General features: G+C 62.4%; 17 protein-coding genes. 3 read left to right on the top strand and 14 right to left on the bottom strand.

Going from position 1 to position 21,723, the window contains the following annotated elements; translation table 11 throughout:
• Positions 1 to 321 precede the first annotated feature (321 nt).
• On the top strand, positions 322 to 1,500 hold the full coding sequence (locus tag LPB73_RS04610; protein WP_175368361.1) for a glycosyltransferase family 4 protein: 1,179 nt from the start codon (positions 322 to 324) through the stop codon (positions 1,498 to 1,500).
• A gap of 15 nt (positions 1,501 to 1,515) precedes the next feature.
• On the opposite strand, the gene LPB73_RS04605 is transcribed toward LPB73_RS04610, so the two are convergent.
• The 5 genes from LPB73_RS04605 to LPB73_RS04585 form a co-directional block, all read right to left on the bottom strand.
• Positions 1,516 to 2,682 carry a glycosyltransferase family 4 protein gene (locus tag LPB73_RS04605; RefSeq protein WP_175368360.1) on the bottom strand — a complete coding sequence of 389 codons (1,167 nt, stop codon included), beginning with the start codon at positions 2,680 to 2,682 and terminating at the stop codon, positions 1,516 to 1,518.
• Complete coding sequence (locus LPB73_RS04600; RefSeq protein ID WP_231079759.1) at positions 2,675 to 3,697, bottom strand: polysaccharide deacetylase family protein; 1,023 nt, start codon at positions 3,695 to 3,697, stop codon at positions 2,675 to 2,677. The genes LPB73_RS04605 and LPB73_RS04600 overlap by 8 nt, the downstream gene beginning before the upstream one ends.
• A 54-nt stretch (positions 3,698 to 3,751) precedes the next feature.
• Positions 3,752 to 5,251, bottom strand: a complete 1,500-nt coding sequence (locus LPB73_RS04595) for a lipid II flippase MurJ (RefSeq protein WP_231079758.1) — start codon at positions 5,249 to 5,251, stop codon at positions 3,752 to 3,754.
• Between the two features lie 70 nt (positions 5,252 to 5,321).
• On the bottom strand, positions 5,322 to 6,476 hold the full coding sequence (locus tag LPB73_RS04590; protein ID WP_231079757.1) for a glycosyltransferase family 4 protein: 1,155 nt from the start codon (positions 6,474 to 6,476) through the stop codon (positions 5,322 to 5,324).
• Complete coding sequence (locus LPB73_RS04585) at positions 6,476 to 8,788, bottom strand: GumC family protein (RefSeq protein ID WP_231079756.1); 2,313 nt, start codon at positions 8,786 to 8,788, stop codon at positions 6,476 to 6,478. Before LPB73_RS04585 ends, LPB73_RS04590 begins: the two co-directional genes overlap by 1 nt.
• Positions 8,789 to 9,142: 354 nt before the next feature.
• On the opposite strand from LPB73_RS04585, the gene LPB73_RS04580 reads away from it, so the two are divergent.
• On the top strand, positions 9,143 to 9,316 hold the full coding sequence (locus LPB73_RS04580) for a DUF1328 domain-containing protein (protein WP_089265352.1): 174 nt from the start codon (positions 9,143 to 9,145) through the stop codon (positions 9,314 to 9,316).
• A 28-nt stretch (positions 9,317 to 9,344) separates the two neighbouring features.
• On the opposite strand, the gene LPB73_RS04575 is transcribed toward LPB73_RS04580, so the two are convergent.
• From LPB73_RS04575 to LPB73_RS04535, 9 genes are all read right to left on the bottom strand, one after another.
• Positions 9,345 to 10,058, bottom strand: coding sequence for an ABC transporter ATP-binding protein (locus LPB73_RS04575; RefSeq protein WP_231079755.1), 714 nt, complete (start codon positions 10,056 to 10,058; stop codon positions 9,345 to 9,347).
• Positions 10,039 to 10,803: an ABC transporter ATP-binding protein gene (locus LPB73_RS04570; RefSeq protein WP_231079754.1), complete on the bottom strand. Its 765-nt coding sequence runs from the start codon at positions 10,801 to 10,803 to the stop codon at positions 10,039 to 10,041. Before LPB73_RS04570 ends, LPB73_RS04575 begins: the two co-directional genes overlap by 20 nt.
• Positions 10,800 to 11,801, bottom strand: a complete 1,002-nt coding sequence (locus LPB73_RS04565) for a branched-chain amino acid ABC transporter permease (protein WP_231079753.1) — start codon at positions 11,799 to 11,801, stop codon at positions 10,800 to 10,802. The genes LPB73_RS04570 and LPB73_RS04565 overlap by 4 nt, the downstream gene beginning before the upstream one ends.
• Complete coding sequence (locus LPB73_RS04560; protein WP_120291915.1) at positions 11,798 to 12,667, bottom strand: branched-chain amino acid ABC transporter permease; 870 nt, start codon at positions 12,665 to 12,667, stop codon at positions 11,798 to 11,800. The genes LPB73_RS04565 and LPB73_RS04560 overlap by 4 nt, the downstream gene beginning before the upstream one ends.
• Before the next feature lie 8 nt (positions 12,668 to 12,675).
• Positions 12,676 to 14,310 carry an amidohydrolase gene (locus LPB73_RS04555; protein ID WP_231079752.1) on the bottom strand — a complete coding sequence of 545 codons (1,635 nt, stop codon included), beginning with the start codon at positions 14,308 to 14,310 and terminating at the stop codon, positions 12,676 to 12,678.
• A gap of 79 nt (positions 14,311 to 14,389) precedes the next feature.
• Positions 14,390 to 15,565 carry an ABC transporter substrate-binding protein gene (locus tag LPB73_RS04550; RefSeq protein WP_231079751.1) on the bottom strand — a complete coding sequence of 392 codons (1,176 nt, stop codon included), beginning with the start codon at positions 15,563 to 15,565 and terminating at the stop codon, positions 14,390 to 14,392.
• Positions 15,566 to 15,673: 108 nt separating this feature from the next.
• Positions 15,674 to 17,110, bottom strand: a complete 1,437-nt coding sequence (locus LPB73_RS04545; protein WP_089265357.1) for a glutamine synthetase family protein — start codon at positions 17,108 to 17,110, stop codon at positions 15,674 to 15,676.
• 31 nt (positions 17,111 to 17,141) lie between these two features.
• On the bottom strand, positions 17,142 to 18,509 hold the full coding sequence (locus tag LPB73_RS04540) for an aromatic ring-hydroxylating dioxygenase subunit alpha (protein WP_231079750.1): 1,368 nt from the start codon (positions 18,507 to 18,509) through the stop codon (positions 17,142 to 17,144).
• Positions 18,510 to 18,545: 36 nt separating this feature from the next.
• A complete protein-coding gene (locus LPB73_RS04535) occupies positions 18,546 to 20,246 on the bottom strand; it encodes an amidohydrolase (protein ID WP_231079749.1) in 1,701 nt (566 codons plus the stop codon).
• Between the two features lie 243 nt (positions 20,247 to 20,489).
• Between LPB73_RS04535 and LPB73_RS04530 the strand changes: the two genes are divergently transcribed.
• Positions 20,490 to 21,710 carry an NAD(P)/FAD-dependent oxidoreductase gene (locus tag LPB73_RS04530; RefSeq protein WP_089265360.1) on the top strand — a complete coding sequence of 407 codons (1,221 nt, stop codon included), beginning with the start codon at positions 20,490 to 20,492 and terminating at the stop codon, positions 21,708 to 21,710.
• Positions 21,711 to 21,723 lie beyond the last annotated feature (13 nt).

The following is a 21,723-nucleotide window of genomic DNA, read 5'->3' as shown; positions in this document are numbered from 1 at the left end:
CTTCAAGACGCCGTTCACTATTCGGCCCAAAGCGCTGGTGAAAGGTGCCTACGAGATCGTCGTCGACGTAGGATCGCACCCATAAGACGCATGCGACGGCGCCAATTACCGACTCCAGGTGGAGCGGAATACTACTTGGCGCGGCAGGGCTGCATTTGCTCGACTGTGTCCGAGTGTTTCCGCTGATATCCCTTATCGCGAAGGTCAAATCTTAGACGTTGTGCTGGTGACAAAAGCCTGCGAAAGCAGGATATTGATGAAATTGCGACTTATCAGCGCACCTACGGTATTGGCGTTCACCCGTTTTCATAGTGTCGGCCCATGACCATCGAGATCGTCCAGATCGTCCAGGAGTTGAGTTCGGTCGGCGGCGTTGAAAGCGTGGCCAGCGAACTCGCATGCGCATTCAGTCGCGCCAAAATCGCCAACACAGTTCTCGCCAGCGCCGTCGGCGACAAGGCAACGCCAGGTACGCGCATCGAGCGCGTCGGCGCCTGGCTTTCGCACATCAAGACGCGCGGCATCCTGCGCTATCTTGGTCGCGCTTTTGTCGTTCCCACCTTCACATTACTGGCGACGCGCGCCGCCTATCATCATCCCAAGGCCGTCATCATCAGCCACGGCGACAGCCTGACGGGCGACGTGTTGGTCGTGCACGCGGTCAACGCGCAGAGCCTCGCCGAAAAGCGCAACGCCGGCTCCTGGTCATGGATGCTGAATCCCATGCATCTGTGGGTGGCCCTGCGTGATCGCTGGATGATCGGCGGCCTGCGCTATCGCATGTATGTCGCGGTCTCGCCGCGCGTCGCAACTGAACTGCAACAGATCTACAAGGTGCCAGCGTCGCGCATCCGCGTGATCCCCAACGGCATCGACCTCAATCGCTTCGCCCGCGACACCGCGGCCGGTCTCAGGATCCGTCAGGAATTCGGCATCCCGGTGGACGCAAAGCTGCTTCTGTTCGCCGGTCATGAATTCCGCCGCAAGGGTCTGGCACATGCCATCGGCGCGCTCGAACGCCTCGGCCCGGATGTCTGGATGCTTGTGGTGGGCTCGGATAATCCCGCGCCCTATCGCAAACTGGCGACGACCTCCGCCGATCGGCTGGTCTTTACGGGATCGCGTACCGATATGCCGGCCCTCTACGCTGCGGCCGACGCCTTTGTACTGCCGACTGCCTATGAAACTTTCTCGCTGGTCTGCATGGAAGCCATGGCCTGCTCGACGCCGGTTTTTGCAACGCCGGTTGGCGGCATCGAGGATTATCTCGTCGATGGCGTAAACGGCTATCAGATCAAGATGGACGGCGCAGACATCGCCGACAAGATCGCGATGGCTTTCTCCGATCCGGCGACACTGGCCCGGCTGTGCGAAGGCGCGCATGCCACGGCACTGAATTACGGCTGGGATTATGTCGGTTCGCGCTACATCGAGCTGCTGGAGCAGGTGCAGGCGTCGAAGAACGAATTTGCGCCGGGCGCTATGGCGGTCGGCGCCTGATCGCAAGCGCCTGCTTCAAGGGCGCGGCCGATCAGCCCCCCGCTTTGCATCGGCGGCCTGCTGGCAGGCCGACACCAGCGCATTCGCCACCACCTCGTAAGTAAAACGCGTCAGCACGTTGTCGCGCGCGGCCGCGCCGCGGTCCAGCAACTGCTGCGGGTGGGCAGCAAGCCGATCCAGCAGTGTCGCCAGTGCATCGGGATCCCGTTCGGGAATAGTCCAGCCGCCCTTGCCGACAACATCGGGAATAGCGCCGCCCGTCGAACCGATCACCGGCACGCCGCAAGCCTGCGACTCGACGATCACCCGGCCGAACTGCTCACGCACGGCGCTGGTGGTGCGTGTCAGCAAGATCATTGCATCGAGACCGCTCAGGAATGACGCGACATCGGCCGGTTTGCCCCAGCCCCGGAATGTGACACGATCGGTCAGTCCCAGTTCGTTGACGCGCAGTTTCAACGCAGGCTCATGCGGACCTTCGCCCATGATCGCCAATGTCACATTCGCCGTGGCGCGCTTCATGGCGTCGAGCGCGTCGTCGAGACCCTTCTCCTCGACGAGACGCCCGACATAGCCAATGCGTAGTCCCCGCCCGGGCGCAATCGGCGCCTGGCGCTCGCCGGTCTGATTGAAGGTCGCAAGATCGACGCCATAGCCAATCGGCGACGTCGGCCCGGTATAACCGCGCGCGCGGACGACTGCTGTCGCCTCCGGACTGCGCGAGAGGATATGATCCGTGTTCCGCAACACGACCTTGCGGATGAATTCGAACGGTGGTGGCAAGCGCTTCAGGATGTTCTGATCGACTTCCAGGACCATCGCGGCCCGGCCCTTGAGGATGCGCGCCTGCATCGCGACGACGCTCCACGGCTCTTCCCAGAGATGGATCACATCGGGATCGACCTCGCGGATGAGACGCCGCAAGCCCGGATAGAAATGTAGATACCAGCTCATCGGGCCGGCGCGCGGCAGGCGGATCGGCATCACATGCACGGTCATGCCGGGATCGTCGGACGGATCTGCAATGATCGTACGGCCGAACTGGTACCAGGTGGCCGGGACGACGAGATGCATGTCGACGTCATCACGTCCGACGAGTGGATAGTATCGCAGACGCCCCGCATCGCGGCTGACAGCGGAATGGGCGATGGAAAGAACCTTGAGACGACGACTGCTAGACACGCCCCGTCATCCTCGCGGCCACACCCGTCAGGCCAGACAGATGGAGCTCCATGGTCGCGAGACTGCGATCCGAACCATTGATCGTGCAGCGTGGCAGGTTGTAGGCATCCTGGCCATTGCGCACGAGGCCCTTGCGGGTCGTCGCTGCACTCGCATAACCGGCATCGCGCGCGATCGCGAAATCGCGCGGACCGCAATCGCCCGAACGTCCATAGGGAAATGCGAAATGCCTGGCGGGAATACCAAGGCGCTCGACCAACCGATCGCGACTGCCCTTGAGCTCGAAGCGTGCGCCATCGGGTGACAGCGACGAAATACGGGCATGCGTCACGGTGTGGCCGCCGATCTCCACCAACGGATCGTCGCGCAACTCTTCGAGCATCTCCCAGGTGATCGCATGCTTCCAGTGCATCGCGTCGATGTCGACACCATTGAGCTCGCAAAACTTCTTGTAAGAGGCTGACGCCTGCGGACCGTCCCAACGATCTGCAATACGATAGAATGCCGCACGCTTGGCATCAGACGTCGGCACGTCAATCGCGCCATCCTCAAGGATGACGCGGTCGTTGTTGAGCAGCGCATCTTCCAGACCTGCGGCCCACAGCGGAAGCGTACCGTCAGGAATGCCCGTCGTGACAAACAGCGTCACCGGCACATTGTGACGGCGAAACAGCGGCACGATCTCCTCATAGGTATCGCGATAGCAATCGTCGACGGAGAAGTTGACGAAGCGATCGTTGGACTTTCCTGCCTTCGAGCGCTGGATCGCTTCTTCCATCGTCACGACATCCCAGCCGCGTTGCTTCAGATGCGACAGGAACTGATCGAGAAAATTCGTGTCGAGATAGAAGTCGCGGTTCGGCAGCTTTTCCCAGGCCCGAGCGGAGGCGCCGCGATGAAAGGTCATCAGGCAGCCACGCGTGCCCATGAACATATCGGCAGCCATGCTGATCGGGCGAACCAGCGCTTCGGAAGACGCCATGCGTCGGGCGGCGCTGGATAACAGGTGCTTCATCGAAAAGTCCTCAGACGATCAAGGCACTCTCTAATACAAAAACACATATCAAAATCACAAGCGCCCCCGGACGCGCGCAAATGCCGCAATGTAGACGCCCGGCATCAGCATCGCGACAGACAGCGCGAGGCAGGCCAGATAGGCAAAACCACCGGCGAAAAGCCGCTGCCACGGGCCCGTCAGAACCTCGTGAATTTGCCAGCTGAAGAGTGCCATCAGCGCTGCCGGGAAACACGCGAGAAACATCAGGTAGAGCAGCTTGCGCCGGGACCCCAGGACGATCATGACGCCAGCCAGAAGAACGATACCACGGGCGGCTTCGCCCAGTCCAAGCAACAAGGTGCCCCATTCATGCGCCGTGGGCAGGTATGAGGTGAGAAGGTTAACTACGATATTAACCAGATAGGCAGTGACGATGATGGCAGCGGCCGCAAAATTCCGGCCTGCGCCATTGAGGATGCGGATCAGGATCCAGCCAAGCGTCGCAGCCCATAGGCCAAGCGCGATGCCGCGCAAGGCCTGACTGGTCAGGAACAGCGCCTGCTCGTTGAAGGCGCCGCGCAGAAAAACCAGCCGCACGATCTCCGGCGCGAACATGGCGAGAAAGACCGATGCCGGCACCGCGAGTGCGAGAATAGGCCGAGCGATCCCTTCGATCTGCGCGCCGACGTCCTTTGGTGGATGGCTGGACAACACCGCCAGCCCGACCGGCTGGCTGATCAGCAGCAACGCGCTCTCGGTCAGCGTGCGTGCATAGTCCAGCGAGGCCACTGCACCGGTCCCGACCCGCGATGCCAGCAGGCGTTCGATCCAGACATTGGCCTGTTCGGCGACCGGTAGCGCGAGCAGCGGTCGCAGCCGACGGAAGAATTCGCGGCCTGACGCCAGCACCGATGACAGCGACAGGCTCTTGAAGCTGAGCACGCCCTCGCGCCACATCGTGTAGAGGCCCCAGGCGCCGAGCGCGTTGAAGGCAATCGAGAACGACCACGCCAACGTATGGAAGTTGCCGGACACAGCGACCAGTGCGATGCCCATCAGCACGGCGACGTTCAGGATGCTGGCGCGGATATTCGTCAAGCGGGTCCGACCGAGCGCGATTTCGCCTGCAGCCAGCACGTTGATCATCGCCGAGGCCGGCATGCCCAGCGCCATGATGCGAATGAAGTCGAGAGTGAGGCTACGCCCCTCCGCCGAAAAGCCGCCGACCAGCGCATCCACAGCCCGCTCACCGAGCGCCTGCAGCCCGATCATCAGGATCATGGCAATGCCGGTGATCGCCACCGTCATGGCACCGAGGCGCTGAGGTCCGTTGCCGTCCTTCAGCGCATCCCGGTGCATCGGGATCATCACGGCGGGCACAGTTTCGTTCTGCAGGAAGGCCAACGGCAGCATCACCGCCGTGATCGCGCCACGAAAGCCGTCGGCGACCAGCGAGGCGCCGAGCACTTGCGCCATCAAGATCTCACGGCCGAAACCGAGCAGCTTGCTGGTCAGCGCACCGCTGATGAGAATGGCTGTAAATTTCCGCGTCGAGTGCCGGGCGCCGCTCATAAGCGCGCCACTACGGCCCGATCAGGAGCCGTCCAGGAACTCAAATTACAAACTGAACGGCGATACGCGGTCACACGGGCGCTCCCGCGGCCGCTCGCCCGATCAGGTTTGAAACCGTCTGCAGCATCTGATCGACGCTGTAATGCGAGCGCGCCCGCGCTTCGGCATATTGCAACTGGCTCGCCAGTTCTGGCGGGCGCGACATGACCCTGGTGATAGCGGCGGCCAGCGCATCGGCGTCCCCTGGCGGCACCAGCGTCCCCGCCTTGCCGGCTTCGAGAATATCGGACGCCGCACCGGCATCCGTCGCAATCACCGGTACATCGGCGAGCATGGCTTCGACGAGTGTGCGACCAAAGGGTTCGGGATCAATCGACGGATGGATCATCGCATCGACGGCGCGCATCAGCCTCGGCACGTCGCTACGCTGACCGAGGAAATGCACGCGATCGCCAAGACCGAGATCCGCCACCATCCGGTTGAGCTTCTCGGCATAAGGCTCTTCGCCAAACAGCGCAGCCCCTGCAATAATACAGCTGACGCCCGGCGTCTTTGCCAGAGCCTGCAACACGATATGCTGGCCCTTCCAGGCCGCGAGGCGGCTGAAGACGCCGACGAGCGGTCCTTCAGGCAATTTCAACTCGCGCCTGATCTCAAGCGGCGTGCTGGCATCCGGCGGCACATCAAGACCGTTGGGCACGATCGCGACCAGCTCCTTGCGGCCGCCTTGGGCAATGAAGGCATCTGCAGCAGCTTGCGAAGGAACGACCACCTTCGCCGTGCAATAATTTGCCAGCGCCACCTGCACGCGGCGCTGCGTGGCGCCGAAATGCTCACTGCTGATGATATCGTGCAGGTGCCAGATCAGCGGACGCCGCGCCAGCGTGGCGGCGACGGCCGATAACACAAAGGCTTTCTGCGAGTTCGCATAAATGACGTCATGGCGGCGCGCCTCGCGCGTCAATTCGGCAATGATGGCCCCGAGCCGGCCAATCAGCGGAAAGGCTTTCAGGATTGAGCTGTCGCGCCTGACATCCGAGAGCCCGTCGCCCCAGCGCGACACACGCACCTTCAGGCCCTTGGCTGCGAGCGCCTGATGCAGCGGGCCATCCTCGAACAGGAAGGCCGCCTCGCCCGCCCATGGCTGAACAAGATCGATCAGAACGAGCTCAGCGCCGGAGATCGAGCCCGTATGGCAGACGAACAGAACGCTGGGAGCGGGCATCACGTCGCTCCGGCATAGGCATTATTCGAAACCCGGTCTGTGCCGCTCGGCGTATTGGCGTCCGGCATCATGGTGACGGCAATGCCGAAGACGCTGCCGCCCGCGACACGGATCGCGCTGGATGTCGCCACTGCCTGCCCGATCGACGAGCGGCCGGAACGCATGCAGAGCAGCACGCCATCGACCTGTCTGGCCAGTACGCCCAGATCGGTCTGGATGCCCGGCGACGGCGCGTCGATCAAGACGACGTCGTAGATCTGGCTCCAGAGCAGGAGATCGCCGAGCGGTTTACGCATCAGCAATTCGGCGGATGCCGAGAACGGCCCGGCAGGAATGACGTCGAGATTGGGAGTCGCGGTGCGGACCACCGCTTCGCGCGGCGTGATGTCGCCGCGCAGAATTCCCTGCAGCCCCATGCTGCTGCGCAAGCCCAAGGCTGTTTCGAACTTCGGCGCGCCGAAATCGCATTCGATCACCAGCACGCTGCGGCCAGCCGTTGCGAGATATTGCGCCAGAGTCAGGGTCAGAAACGTTTTTCCCTCGGCCGTCGTCGGCGACGCGACCAGAATCTTGCGGCGTGTCCTGGCGTCGTTCGACGTCAGCAGGCCCGTCGCCAGATCGCGGAGTGCATCTTGATAGTGCCGATCCTGCAGCGCGAGCGGCAGCGCACGCGACAGCGAGGCGCCGGACTGCGCCGTGAGGATCGCACCGATCGGCGATTCCGACGGATCGCGCTTGACGGTCGGCAATCGTGCCAGAATGGGTGCGCCGGTAACGACGGCCAGCTCCGATGACGACGTCGGCAGTGGCGGTCCGGGACGCGGCGTCACGGGGGCAGTCGCCTGAACAGCGGCCGGAGCGACTGGTGCAGCGACTGCGACAGGTGCAGCTACGGCGGCAGGCGCAGCGGCAGCAGGCGTGGCTGCGCGCGCGGGGCGAATGGTTGCCGTCCGCAGCCGGGACAGACCCGCAAGATTGACGCGATCGCCGAAGAAGGCTGCGACGAATGCGAGCAGCAGGCCGAGCGTGCCGCCAGCGGCCAGGAACGGAATTTTCTTCGGGAAAAACGGCTTGGTCGGCAGTTCGGCAAGGCTGACCAGCCGTGTATTGCCAATCAGCACGCGCCGCTCGGTTTCGAGTTCGCTGGCGCGCTTGTAGAGATCGGCATATTGCTGGCGCTTGATCTCGGTGCTGCGCACCATGCTCTCGATCGAGGCCTCGTCCGATGTCGCCGAGCCGACTTCAGCCTTCACGGCATCCATCTGCTTTTTGAGCGCGTTCACGAGGGCATCATTGGCGTCGAACGCCTTCTGCGCGCTGGCGGCAATGCTCGCCACTTCCGTGGCCATACGCTCCTTGATCGCGGACTGCTCCTGCTCCAGCGCACGCAGCGACGGATGCCGCGGCCCCAGTACATTGGCCTGGCTGGCGAGCTGCGCAGTGACAACCGTGAGCTGCTGCTTGAGATCGGCGATCGAACGGTTCGACAGCACAGACGGCGAGTCGGCAGCGCGCGCCTGATTGGTCTTGATTTCCTGCAGGCGGGCGAGCGCATCGGCACGCGCGGTCTCGGCGGTCGACAGCTGCTGGCTGATACTGCTCAGCCGCTCCGAGCTGATCGGCGCCAGCGATCCGCGCATCAGGCCCTTGTTGCGGCGAAATGCCTGGATCTTGGCATCGGCATCGCGCAACTCTGCATCCAGCTGCTTGGCTTCCTTCCAGAGATAGGACGCGGCAACCTCGCGGCTGCTCGCACCCGATGTCCGCTGCTCGTCGAGAAACGCATTGGTCAGCGCATTCGCCATCTTCTGCGCGACTTCGGGGATCGACGAAGTGTAGGAGATATTGATGACGCGCGAACGTCCGACAGCACCGATCGCGAAATTTCCCGACACATAGTCGATCAGCGCCGCCGTATCGGTCTTCATCTTTTCGCAGCTGGAGCTGCTGCTCCTGCTCTGACACTCTTCAATCGCGGCTTCCGTGACGCCCGGCTGCTGCATGGCGAGCCGCATCACCCGCGGCGAGCGCGCAATCAGCAGCTGGCTCTCGACGTCGGCGGGATCGCCGATCTTCTGCGCCCAGGCGGCCGAGGCGTTGCTGTTGCTGGGCTCCTGCTCGGCGACGATCACCGAACCTGTGGCGAGATAGCGCACGGGCAGCACAACCAGCGCAATGACTGTCAGGATCATCACGCCGAGAAACACCGCGCCGAACAGGCTACGATTGCGCCAAACCCTGAGCAGCGGGCTGTCTCCCGCCGCGCCATCGGCGGCTTCCGTATTCGTAACGATGGCGCGTTTGGTGAACATGCGCGTCAGACTTTACTACGGGGCGCTGGCACCGCACATCCCTGCGCCGTAACGGTGCTCACCCAGCGCAACCACCCATGACCGACCGCGACACGCATACTGAACCCTTTGTCCCCCGAACCACAAATCCACTGCGGGGAGCAGGTCTACTATCCATTCATTAGGGATGTTTTGGTTAAGGGCGGGTTTAAAATGCTAATCAATACCTTTGTGTTGCCCAATTAGTAGGCTGTTACGCATCTCCCCGGGCTGGTGCCGCATTAGCGAGCTAGGTACGTATGGCAGCTTTGGTTGCGAGCCGGAACCAAATCTCGCAGCGGGGCGTTCCGGAACTGCTGCAACCGGAGTTCCCCGATGAGCCTTCTGAAATGGGCGCTGATCTTCTTCCTGATTTCCGTCGCCGCCGGCCTGTTCGGCTTTACCGGCATTTCCGCCGCCACGGCGGATGTCGCACGCGTACTTTTTTATATCTTCCTCGTGATCTGCATCGTGCTGCTGGTATTGGGGATCACGATCTTTCGGGCTTGACGCGCCAGCCGGCGCGCCATTCCGGAATCTAGTGAATGCCGACACCGACCAGCCGATCGACCAGCGCGCGGTCGGCGGTCAGCACATCCGGCGCCCCGCTCCAGCTGGTGCGGCCACGCTCCATCACCATGACGCTGCTCGCGAAATCCAGCGCGCGCTCGATCTGCTGCTCGACCAGAATGATGGTGACTTCACTGGTGGCGGCCAGCTTCGCCAACAATGCCATCAACTCGTCGCAGATCACGGGCGCGAGGCCTTCCAGCGGCTCGTCCAGCAACAGGATCGACGGCTTGCCCAGCAGTGTCCGGGCCATCGACAGCATCTGCTGCTCACCGCCTGACAGCTGCTTGCCGTAATTGCCGCGGCGTTCGCGTAGCCGCGGAAACATCGCATAGGCTTCATCGAGCGCCGACGCCGGCCGCCCCTTCAGCCCGGTGCGCAGATTCTCCTCCACCGTCAGCGAGGCGAAAATGTCGCGGGTCTGCGGCACATAGCCGATACCAAGATCGGCGCGCGCCGAGGTCCGCTTGGCCGTGACGTCCTGGTCGCCGATCCTGATCTCGCCGCCGTGACGCGTCGTCAGGCCCATCAGCGTCGCCAGCAGTGTAGTCTTGCCCATACCGTTGCGGCCGAGCACGGCGAGACGATCACCTGCTTTCACCGAGAACGAAATGTCCTCGATGATCCGCGTCGGACCGTAGCCGGCGCTCAGGTTCTGGATATCAAGTGGCGCGGCGGGCATCGGCATAGCTCCCCAAATACGCGCGGCGCACTTCGTGATCGGCGGTGACCTGATCGGGCGATCCCTCGAAGATCAGCCGCCCGGCCGCCAGCACCAGCACGCGCCTGGCAAACTTGAACACCAGATCCATGTCGTGCTCGATCATCAACACGGCGATATCAGGTGGCAGCCGATTGATCGCCTCAAGGATTTTGGGGGCTTCGTCATGCGGCACGCCCGCGGCGGGCTCGTCGAGCAGGAGCACCTTCGGATGCAGCGCAAGGCCGATAGCTAGCTCGATCAGGCGCTGCTGGCCGTAAGCGAGCTCGACCACCTTGCGATAGGCCAGCCTGTCGAGACCTAGATGGCTGAGAATCTCGCTCCACTCGGCACGCACTTCCGGCAGCTCCGTCGAGCTCGAGAAAAACCTGCGCGTGATTCGCTTGCGCTGCATGATCGCCAGCGCGACATTGTCGGCGACGGTGAGATTGGCAAACAGCCGCGTGGTCTGGAAGGTGCGCACCAGACCGCGACGCACGCGATCCGGAATGCTGAGACCGGTGATCTCGTCGCCGCCCATGAAGAATTGGCCGTCGCTCGGCGCGATGTCGCCGGTGATCAGATTGACCAGCGTGGTCTTGCCAGCGCCGTTCGGACCGATCAGCGCTACGCGGTCACCGGCAGTCAATTTGAAATTGACGTCGCGCGTCACATGCAGACCGCCGAACGAGCACGACACGCCACGGGCTTCGAGGAGATTGGTCATGCCGCCTCTCCCTTGCGCTTGAAGCGGGAGGCCAGCGACAACACCGGTTCGATCAGCCCGCGCGGCGCGAACACCACAATCAGGATCAGCAGCAGGCCGACCAGCGTCATCCAGTGGAACGGATTGGCGGCGGCCACGATATGCTCGAAGATCATGAAGATGATCGTCCCCGCCAGCGCGCCCCACAGATGCCCTGCACCGCCAAGCACCAGCATGACCAGTACTTCCGCCGAGCGCTCGAAGCTGACGCTATCGAGACCGACGACGCCGGTGCTGATCGCCGTCAGCGCTCCACCGATCCCGGCAACGGCACCAGCGACGCCATACATCACGACAAGGCGCGGATAGATCGAGACGCCGATCATCTTGGCGCGCAGATCGTCGTCCTTGATGCCGCGGCACATCAGACCAAACGGTGAGCGCACGAAACGCTGCAGCAGCACGAACACAATGACCAGCACGCCCAGTGAGAACAAAAATGCCGTGCGGCTGTACATGTCGAAATTGAAGATGCCGAACACCTTGCCCGGTGTAATGCCTGACAGGCCATCGCTGCCGCCGGTCAGCCACGACAGCTTGTTGGCAAGTGCGGCGACCAATTGCCCCACAGCAATCGACAGCACCAGTTGCGGCAGTCCGCGAAACCGCGTGATCAGCGCGCCGGAGATCAGCCCCATGATGGTACCCGCAAACACGCCGATCGCCAGCAACGCAATGGGATCGGTGATGCCACGCACGCAAGCAATGCCGGCGGCATAGGCGCCGACGCCGAATTGCGCGGCATGGCCGAGCGTGGCGACGCCGCAATAGCCGGTGACCAGATCGAGCGACAGCACCAGGAATGCGATGCCGATCAGCCGCGTCAGGAACGCCAGATCGTCCGGATACAGGAAGTAGCCGATGGCACCGAGCACGATGATACTCAGCGCACCTGCCGCCTCCTGACCGAAGGGAATGCTGCGCTTGTGCGGAACCTGGGTCGCGACGATCTCGCTCATGCGTGCGACCTGCCAAATAGGCCATGCGGAAACAGGAACACGACGACGATCACCGACAGATAGAAGAAGAAGTCGCCGAACTCCGGCGCGAGATATTTGCCGGTGGTGTCGGCGAGGCCGAGCAGGAGCGACGCCGACAGAGCGCCAAGGATCGAGCCTGCGCCGCCGACAGAGACGACGACGAGGAACGTCACCATATAGCGCAGGGCATAGAACGGTTCGATCGGCAGGATCTCCGCGCCGACCACGCCACCGAATGCGCCGAGCCCGATCGCCAGCGCGAAGGTCACCGCATAGATGATTTCGGTGCGGATGCCCAAGGCGTCCGCCATACCACTATGATCGACCGAGGCGCGTAGCTTGATTCCGAACTCCGTCTTCTCGATCAGAAGCCACAGCGCCAGCGCCGTAACCACGCCGCAGGCGATGACAAAGATGCGATGGGTCGGCAGCATGCGGAAACCGATATCGAGCGGACCACTGAGGGTCTGTGGCAGCGGAATCGATTTCAGCGACGGGCCGAAGATGAAATTGACGATGCCGATGATGAAGAACGTGATCCCGATGGTCATCAGCACCTGAATCAGCGGATCGGACTTCCGGTAGATCCGGCGGTACAGCAGAATCTCGAACGGGATCGACACGATGATGGTGCCGACCACTGCCATCAGGATCGCGACGCTGTAATGCACATGCAGGTCGCGGATCGCATAGGAGGCCAGATAGCCGCCAATCATGGCGAAAGCACCATGGGCGAGGTTCACTACGCGCATCAGCCCCATCATGATGGACAGGCCGATGGAAATGATGAACAGCACCATCCCGTAGGCGACGGCGTCGGTCATGATGCTGAAGACGGTACGCATGATTGATCCTATGCCGAAGCAGCGCCCGAGCGCCATTCCGGAAACTGCGGCATGGCGTCATGGACGACAGCGCCGCGCACCATGGTGAGTAACACCTTCGTCTCTTTCAGAGGGAGGCACTCGGCGGCGAAGGGATTGCGATCAAGGGCGATCAGATCGGCCGCCATGCCCGGCATCAGCGTGCCGCGCCAGTCTTCCTGCTTCATCGCGATGGCGCCACCGACCGTATAGCTGTGAATGGCTTCGCGGACGCTGATGGCTTCACCCTGCCCGATCGGCGCACCGCTGTCCGAGGCGCGGCTCACCGCATCGGCGATGCCATCCCACGGAGACCACGACCCGGTCGGCGCATCAGAGCTGGCGATGTAAGTGACACCCGCGTCGATCACGGAGCGGCCGGGATAGCAATGATCGGCGCGCGGACCGAAGGCGCCGGCAATCGAGCGCCGCATCCGGGTGAGGAAACTTGGCTGGGTGACGACGAGCGCGCCCAATGCCTTCATCCGCGCCAGCCCACCGGCGGGCGGCACGAAGTAATGTTCGATGCGGTGCCGGACATCGGCGCGGGGATGTGCCGCCTGCGCCTTCTCATAGGCTTCGATGATGCAGTCGATACCGCGATCGCCGGTACAATGAACGGCAACCTGCCAGCCGTCCGCATGGGCCTCCGCGACCACGCGTTGCAGTTCGGTTTCATCGCGCATGAACATGCCGCGGGATGGCGTATCGAAGAAATCCTCGCTCACCGCCGAAGTTCGCGCGCCGACGATGCCATCGGCGAAATATTTCAGCGTCATGGACTGCCAGTCGGCGTCTTGCGTCGGCACCAGCCCACGCGCCGCCGCTTCAGCCGGGTCGAGCTGGTTCATGAAGCCGAGCCGCATTGGCAGCACATCACCATTTGCGCGGATCTCGTTCCAGATCGCGAATTCATCATCGAAGCCGACGGTGAATCCGACTGCGGCTTCTACGACAGCAACAAGACCTAACCTGGCGCTATCGGCAATTGTCGCGCGCAGAGCTGCGGTGAGCTCATTGCGATCCATCGGCGGTGCAGCACGGAATATCAGTTCGGCTGCGCTTTCTTTGGCGCTGCCGTCCAGTCGACCATCCTCGGAGCGCCCGAACGTGCCGCCTTCCGGGTCGGCGATAGCATCGTCGATGCCCAGCAGTCGCAGCGCGGCACTGTTGACGACGGCGACATGACCGCAAAAGCGGCGGATCAGCACCGGATGATCGGGAATGACGGCATCGATCTCGGCCCGTGTCGGCAGCCGGTGTTCGGTCAGACCGTTCTCATCGAGGCCAGCACCGTACACCCATTTGTCTGACGGAATGGCGCCTGCGCGTGCAACCAGCAGATCAAGCACATCGGAATTCGTGGGCGCATCGCGCGGCGTCACCGGCACCTGCAGTCGCGCATGGGCGATGGCGAACAAATGAATATGCGCGTCGGTGAGACCCGGAATGACGGTGGCGCCCGCGAGATCGATCGTCTCGTCGACAGCTGGCGCAACATCTGCCGCACCAATCCAGACCACCTTGCCATCGCAGACAACGATACTGTCCGCTGGGGTTTCATCCCAGGCAGAACGATAGATGCGGGCGTTGGTCAATCGAAGCGAGCGCGCGCGGCTGGTCATGTCGAAGGAAATCTCATCTCGCGCGACGATGTCGCAGAAAGAGGGGGATTCCGCAACGAGGCGGAATCCCCGGCATTGCCTACTTCGTGCTCAGCGCCCAGTCCGGCTGATCGGCGAAGGTCTGGCTCTCCTTGTTGATCAGCTTGCCGTCCACCTTCTCCACGCTGCGCAGATAGACGTTCTGGCGAATGTGACGCGTGGTTGGATCGATCGACACCGGACCGCGTGGGCTGACCCACTTCATGTCCTTGACGGCATCGACCGCCTTGGCGGCATCGCGCTTGCCGTCGGTGGCCTCGATCATCTTGTAGATCAGGCGCGCGCCGTCATAGGCCGCGACCGACGTCATGGTGACTTCGTCGAGGTTGCCGCCGCCCTTCTTGATGGTGGCAAGGAAGGCCGCGTTTTCCTTGGAATCGTGCGACACCGAATAGTGATAGGTCGAGAGGATACCGATGCCGGCATCGCCGATATTCGGCAGATCCGGCTCGGTGACGACGTCACCGGTCGACATCAGCTTGACTCCGCCGGCCTTCAACCCGTTGTCGATATAGGCCTTGACGAACCCCAGCGTCGGCGGGCCGGATGGCAGGAAGGTGAAGATGGTGTCCGCGCCGGAATCCTTGATGCGCTGCATGATCGGGCTGAAGTCGGTGGTGGCGAGCGGAATGCGAACCGCTTCGACCACTGCGCCGCCCTCACCTTCGAACGTCTTCTTGAATGCCGCTTCAGCATCCACACCCGGACCGTAATCGCTGACCGCGATGGCCACCTTCTTGGCGCCGTTCTTCAACGCAATTTTCGCGGCAGGCACGGTGTTCTGCCACATCGTGAACGAGGTACGGACGATATAGGGGCTCTTCTCGACGATCGACGAGGTCGCCGCATTCATCACGATCAGCGGCGTCTTGGATTCTTCCAGCAGCGGCGCGATGGCCATCGCGTTCGGCGTGAAATAGACGCCAGCGAGATATTGCACCTTGTCCTTGACCAGCAGCTCCTGCGCCAGCGCCTTTGACTTGGCGGGATTCGGGCTCTCTTCATCGCGATAGATGAATTCGACATCATGCTTGCCTGCTTTGGTGCCATGCTCGGCGACCCAGGCGTCGATGCCCATCTTGAAGTTCTTGCCAAACAGCGCGTAAGGGCCCGACATGGTGCCGATCACGCCGACCTTGATGGTGTCGGCGGAGGCCGTGCCGGTCATCAGACCGAGAACGGCTAGTGCAAGAATGGATTGGCTGCGTCTGTTCATTGCGGTTGTCCCCGTTGGAAAGTTAAGAAAACTATTCGGCAAACCTGTATTCAATAAACGTGCCGAGATGGCTCGTTTGATCCGGCGTGAGCGCGCCGAAATGACGCGTCAGAACATCTCGAAATATTCGCGCTGCTCCCAGTCAGAGACTTCCGCCTGGAAGCGATCGATCTCGGCATTCTTGATGTGGGTGTAATAGTCGACCATCGTCGCGCCCATCTTCTCGCGGAAGAAGGGATCTTCCTTGAGTGCGAAAGTCGCCTCGCGCAGCGACTTTGGCAACAGATCGGCATTGGTCTCGTAAGGCGTATCGGCCGATGGCCCTGGATCGAGCTTGCGATCGACGCCGTCGAGACCCGACAGGATCTGCGACGACATATAGAGATAGGGATTGGCGGCGGGTTCGCCGACGCGATTTTCGATGCGCGTCGCGGAATCGCCCGCACCGCCGAGCACACGCAGCATCGCGCCGCGATTGTCGCGGCCCCAGATCGCGCGATCCGGCGCCAGCGAATAGGAGCGATAGCGCTTGTAGCCGTTTATGGTCGGTGTCGTGAATACGGTTGCCGCGCGCGCATGCGTAAGAAGCCCCGCGAGATAGCCCTGCCCGAACGAGGACAGCGGCTGCGTACCCTCGGTCGGCATGAACGCGTTTGCGCCGGTTGCACGCGATACGATCGACTGATGCAAATGCCAGCCAGACGACACGACGTTCGGAATCTTCGGCCGGCACATAAACGTGGCGTGGTAGCCGTGGCGATGGGCGATCTGCTTCACGGCGCTGCGAAACAGCACCATGCTGTCGGCCGGCGTCAGGCCCACCGTCGGCGCGAAAGTGAATTCGCATTGGCTCGGGCCGTATTCGACCTCCACCGAACGTAGTGGAAGACCAAGCGCGATCACATCACGCCGGATGATTTCGAGCACCGGCTCCATCTGGTCGTAGCGCTGCTCGGTGAGATAGTTGTAGCCGTGCGAGAGAAGACTGACCTCCGGCGGATTGCCGGGCTGGCCGGCATCCTCCGGCTTCATGCGGTTGTTCTCGACGTTGAAGATATGAAATTCAACTTCAAGACCGGCGACGAAATCATAGCCACGTGCGCCGAGATCGCCGAGCACCTTCTTGTAGAGATTGCGCGTCGCGAACGGCACCGGACGTCCGTCGGCGAAATGCACGTCGCACAGAACCCATCCGGTCTCAGGCGCCCAGGGCAATATCCGAAACGTGCTGGGATCGGGGATCATCAACACGTCGGCCGCGCCCTGCATTTCAGGAATGCCGAAGCCGCCACCGGCGGTGAACACCGGAAATACCGTCTTGTGCGACGTGTCCTTGGCGAACATGGTCGTGGTGATCGAGCAACCGCTTTCGAGACAGCGCAATGCCTCGCTGGCGATCAGCGTCTTGCCGCGCAGGATGCCGTGCTGATCCGGAAACGACAGCCGGATCACTTCGAGCTTGTGCTCTTCGACCATGCTGCGCAGCCGGACGGCTGCTTCCTTTTGCTCCGCGGACCACAAACCGTGACGTTCAACGAAACTCAACGCACTCTCCCGCGGCTGTTCTGATCGATCTTCACTCTGCCGCCGGCAGATGGATGACATTGGACCCCGGCTCGGTCTGGTCGGCCGGAGCGGCTGCCATCCATGGCGCACCGCGACGACGGGCGACGTCGACTTCCATCCAGTAGGTTTCCCAGCCCTTGGTCGGCCCGATGCCGTCCATGGTGCCCGGGCCCTGAATGCTGCGCGCGGTGTCCGCATCGAGAGACATCATCGGCCGCTGGCCGCCGGCAACCTTCTCGATCTCCGCACGCAGCAGCTTGCGATAGGCGATGATCGCCTTGTCGCTGGAGCCGAGATGCTCGCGGGTTCGGTCCTGGATCTTGCCCATCGATTCCACTGCCCACTGGTCGTGGACATTGATGTCGGCGCCCATGCCGGTATAGGTCTCGTGCTTCTGCTCGTGCGGATTGAAGCCGTAGTCGTTGGTCTTGTTCTTGCGCGAGGTGTAGTTCGGCAGCTCGTAAAGTTCGAGCCGCTGGTCGGTCATCTTCTTCTTGTCGACCGGCGTCGTGTAGCTGGTGAAGATCGCATACCAATAGCAGTTCTCGTCATCGACCGGCACGTGCCACTGGGTGATCGTCATTTCCGTGCTCATGGGGATGACGAAGCCATGCGGGAACAGCTGGTTGGTGACCCGCACATGGGTACGCTCGTCGTCGAGCTCGCGCAGCGCAATCAGACGCAGACCGTATTCGGTGCTTTCGACATTGATGATCGGGCGATCATATTCGCGCAGGATCTTGGTCATCGGCAGTTCGGTGCCGGCGGATGCGCCGCGGAACTGCTTGCCGTAAGACGCCTTGACGTCCTCGTCCTCAAAGAAGCGGTGCAGGAACGAGGCGTGGGCGGGATCGATGCCGACCTCCAGCGCCTGCAGCCAGTTGCATTCGAACAGGCCCTTGAAGGCGAAGGTGTATTGGCCGGGTGCGGCGAAACAGTCGATCTCCGGAAATGCCGGCGGCTCGCCCTCGCCCAGATAGGCCCAGAGGATTCCGCCCTTCTCGACCACGGGATATGCGCGCTGCTTGATGCCAGCGCAAAGCTTGGATGTCTTCGGTTCGGCCGGCGTTTCCAGGCACTTGCCCTCGACGTCGAACAGCCAGCCATGAAACGCACAGCGCACGCCGCCGCCTTCGAGACGACCGAAGGCAAGGTCAGCACCGCGATGCGGGCAGTCGCGGTCGAGCAGGCCATAGCGGCTCTGCTCGTCGCGGAACAGGACAAAATCTTCGCCGAGCAATTTGACCGGACGGATCGGACGATCCCCTTCGAGCTCAGCGACCAGTGCCGCCGGCTGCCAGTACTGACGCATCAGCTTGCCCGCCGGCGCCTTGGGCCCGATGCGAGTGATCAGATCGTTCTGCTCTTGGCTCATCATGGCAAAATGTCCTTTATAACTCTGGCGATGCGCCGCTTATCGCTGAAATACAATCTTGCCGCCGACCATCGTCATATCGGCGGTGATGTCCTTGATCTGGTCGTCCGGCACCGTCATGAAGTCAGCGGAGAGCACCACGAGGTCGGCCAGCTTGCCGGCCTCTAGCGTCCCCTTCCGCGTTTCCTCAAACATGTAGCGCGATGCCGCGCTAGTATAGAGGCGAAGCGCCTGTTCGCGCCCGATCGCTTCGGATGCGCCGTAGACCTGGCCGGCCGGGTCCTTCCGCGTCACCATGATATACATCGTGAGGAACGGATTCAGCGGATTGACCGGGAAATCGGTGCCGGCGCCGAGATTCTCCAGTCCCATTTTCTCGATTAAAGTGCGCGTCGGGACCGCACGATCCGCGGTCGGCCTGCCGAGGAAACGCGCGACCGTCGCCGCCTTGTCCCACATGAAGGCGTTCTGGAAATCGATCCGCGCCCCGACGCGGCGTGCCCGCTCCATCTGTTCGGGGCGGATCAGGCTGGCATGGATCAAAACGAAGCGGCGATCCTTGATCGACTTTTCCTTGTCGGCGGCTTCGAACGCATCCAGCACCTGATCGACGCCGAGGTCGCCAACGACGTGAACGCCGACCCGCCAGCCGCGAAGGTTGGCGATCGATACCAGCTGCTTCAGCCGTTCGGGCGTAACCTGCGCGATTCCATGATAATCGTCATGCGAGTCCGGATAGGCGTCGCGCATCATGGCCGTCTTCAGGGTCATGCCGCCGTCGTAGAAGATCTTGATGCCGCCGAGCTTCAACCAATCGTCGCCGAAACCCGAAGTGGCGCCGTTGCCGCTCATGATGGCGTCCCACCCGGCCGAATCTGCGGGCGGCTCCGGTCGAAACATGGTTCCGACCCGCACCGTCGCATCGCCGGCCAGAGCGAGCTTCTGCAGAATCTGCGTGTCGCGCGCGCTTGTCGCCCCCTCGACGACGCTGGTGATACCGAGGCGGTTGAGCGCGGCCTCGGCGAGACGATATTGCCGCAACTCCTCGTCTTCGGTGTAGGGCGGCACGATGTTCTCGACCAGCGGGATCGCCGTCTCGACGAGCACGCCATTGATGTCGCCGCTTGCGTCCCGCTCGAACGCGCCGCCGGCTGGATCCGGCGTGCTCTTGCTGATGCCCGCCTTCTGCAACGCCAGCGAATTGGCCATCGAAAAATGACCGACGGTCCGCAGATAGACCGGATTGTTGGGGGACACGCTGTCGAGTTCCTGGCGGGTCAGGTAGCGCTTTTCCGCCAGCTGCGACGGCGGATGCCAGCCGCCGGTCGTGATCCACGCGCCGGGCTGCTTCTTCGCAACGAACGCCCGAATGAGATCGAGGGCCCCGGCCACGTCCTTGGCGCCGCCGAGATTGACCACATAGTCGCCGAGCCCGGCCGCCTTGAAATGCGCGTGGGTGTCGATCAGGCCGGGGACAACCGACTTGCCGGCGAGATCGATGACCCGGGTCTGCGGACCGGCCAGCGGCTTGATCGCGGCCTCACTGCCGACCGCGAGGATCTTGCCGTCGCGGATGGCCAACGCTTGCGCGATCGTCGATTGGCCGTCGAGGGTGAGGATCTTGCCGCCCGTCAGGACGACCTGGGGCGCGTTCGGGTCAGATTGCTGCGCCACCGCCGGCAAGACGGAGGCGCCAATTGCAATGGCTCCTGCAATCAGACATTTCGCACCCAGATGCATCTCGCCGCTCCATCAACAATGTTCAATAGACGAACGAATGTGCGAATATTATCGTTAGACTAATTCCAGGCAAGCAGAATTTTGCAGCATGATTTGACGCCTTAGTGAGCAAACGCAGCAATTCACGCCTAAAGCATCACCTTGCGCAGAACGAACACTTGTTCAATATACGGACGCAATTCAGGAGCTGATGATGTCGAAGACTTTGAATTCGCGTGTGGATCGGACCCAGGGAGCGCGCTCGTGAGCGGCCTCGTGATCATCGGCGCCTCTTATGCGGGCGTCCAGGCCGGCATCAGCGCGCGCGAGAAGGGCTATCAGGCGCCGATCCGCATCGTCGCCGATGAAATCCATCTGCCCTATCAGCGACCGCCGCTGTCCAAGGCGTTTCTGTCCGGCGACGTCGCGCACAACAGTCTTTTCCTCCGCGGCGAGGACTATTTCAAGACCCAGGGCATCGAACTGGTGCTGGGCCATCGCGCCATCGGGCTCGATCGCGCGGCCGGCCGGATCGCACTGGACGGCGGCGACAGCCTGCCCTTCGATCAGCTTGTCATCGCCACCGGCTCACGCGCGCGGCGCCTCAGCGTGCCCGGCCATGAGCGCGACGGCATCGTCTATCTGCGCACCCTCGATGACGCGCTGCATCTCAAGCCCCGGCTCGAAGCAGCCAACGATGTCGTCATCGTCGGCGGCGGCTTCATCGGCCTCGAAGTGGCATCGACTGCTGCCAAGGCCGGCAAGAAGGTGACGCTGATCGAGGCGCAGTCGCGCCTGCTGGAGCGCGCGGTATCGCCGCTGATCTCGCAATTCCTTCTGGATAGCCATCGCTCCCATGGCCTCGACATCCGCTTCAACGAATCCGTCGTTGCCATCGAAGGCAACAGCGCCGTGCATGAGGTCGTCTGCTCCAGCGGCTTGCGGGTGCGCGCCGACCTGATCGTCGCCGGGATCGGCGGCATCGCCAATGACGAGTTGGCCGCGCAGGCCGATATCACCTGCACCAATGGCATCGATGTCGACGAACATGGCCTGACCAGCGCGCCGAACATCTATGCCGCCGGCGACGTCAGCAATCACCACAACGGCTTCGCCGGCCGCCGCGTCAGGCTGGAAGCCGTGCAGAACGCCACCGATCAGGGCAAGGCTGTGGGCGCGATGATCGCCGGCAGACCCGAAGCCTATGACGCAGTGCCGCGTTTCTGGTCGGATCAATATGACGCCAAGCTGCAGATCGTCGGCCTCTCCGCGCCGACCGACAGCGCGGTGATCCGCGGGTCGATGGATGATGGCAAGTTCTCGGTGTTTTATTATCGCGACGGCAAGCTCACCGCCGTCGACAGTATCAACCGGCCGGGCGACCAGATGATCGCGCGTCGCCTGATCACCGCGTCACTGTCGCCAACACCAGAACAGGCCGCCGATCTGTCATTCGATCTGAAAAAATTCGAAGCAGGCAAATAGGGCGGACCCACGG

Origin of the sequence: Tardiphaga sp. 37S4, from assembly GCF_021044645.1 — a bacterium.
Classification (GTDB): domain Bacteria; phylum Pseudomonadota; class Alphaproteobacteria; order Rhizobiales; family Xanthobacteraceae; genus Tardiphaga; species Tardiphaga robiniae.
Note: the sequence above shows the minus strand (reverse complement) of the source record. Positions and strands in the feature narration are given on the sequence as shown.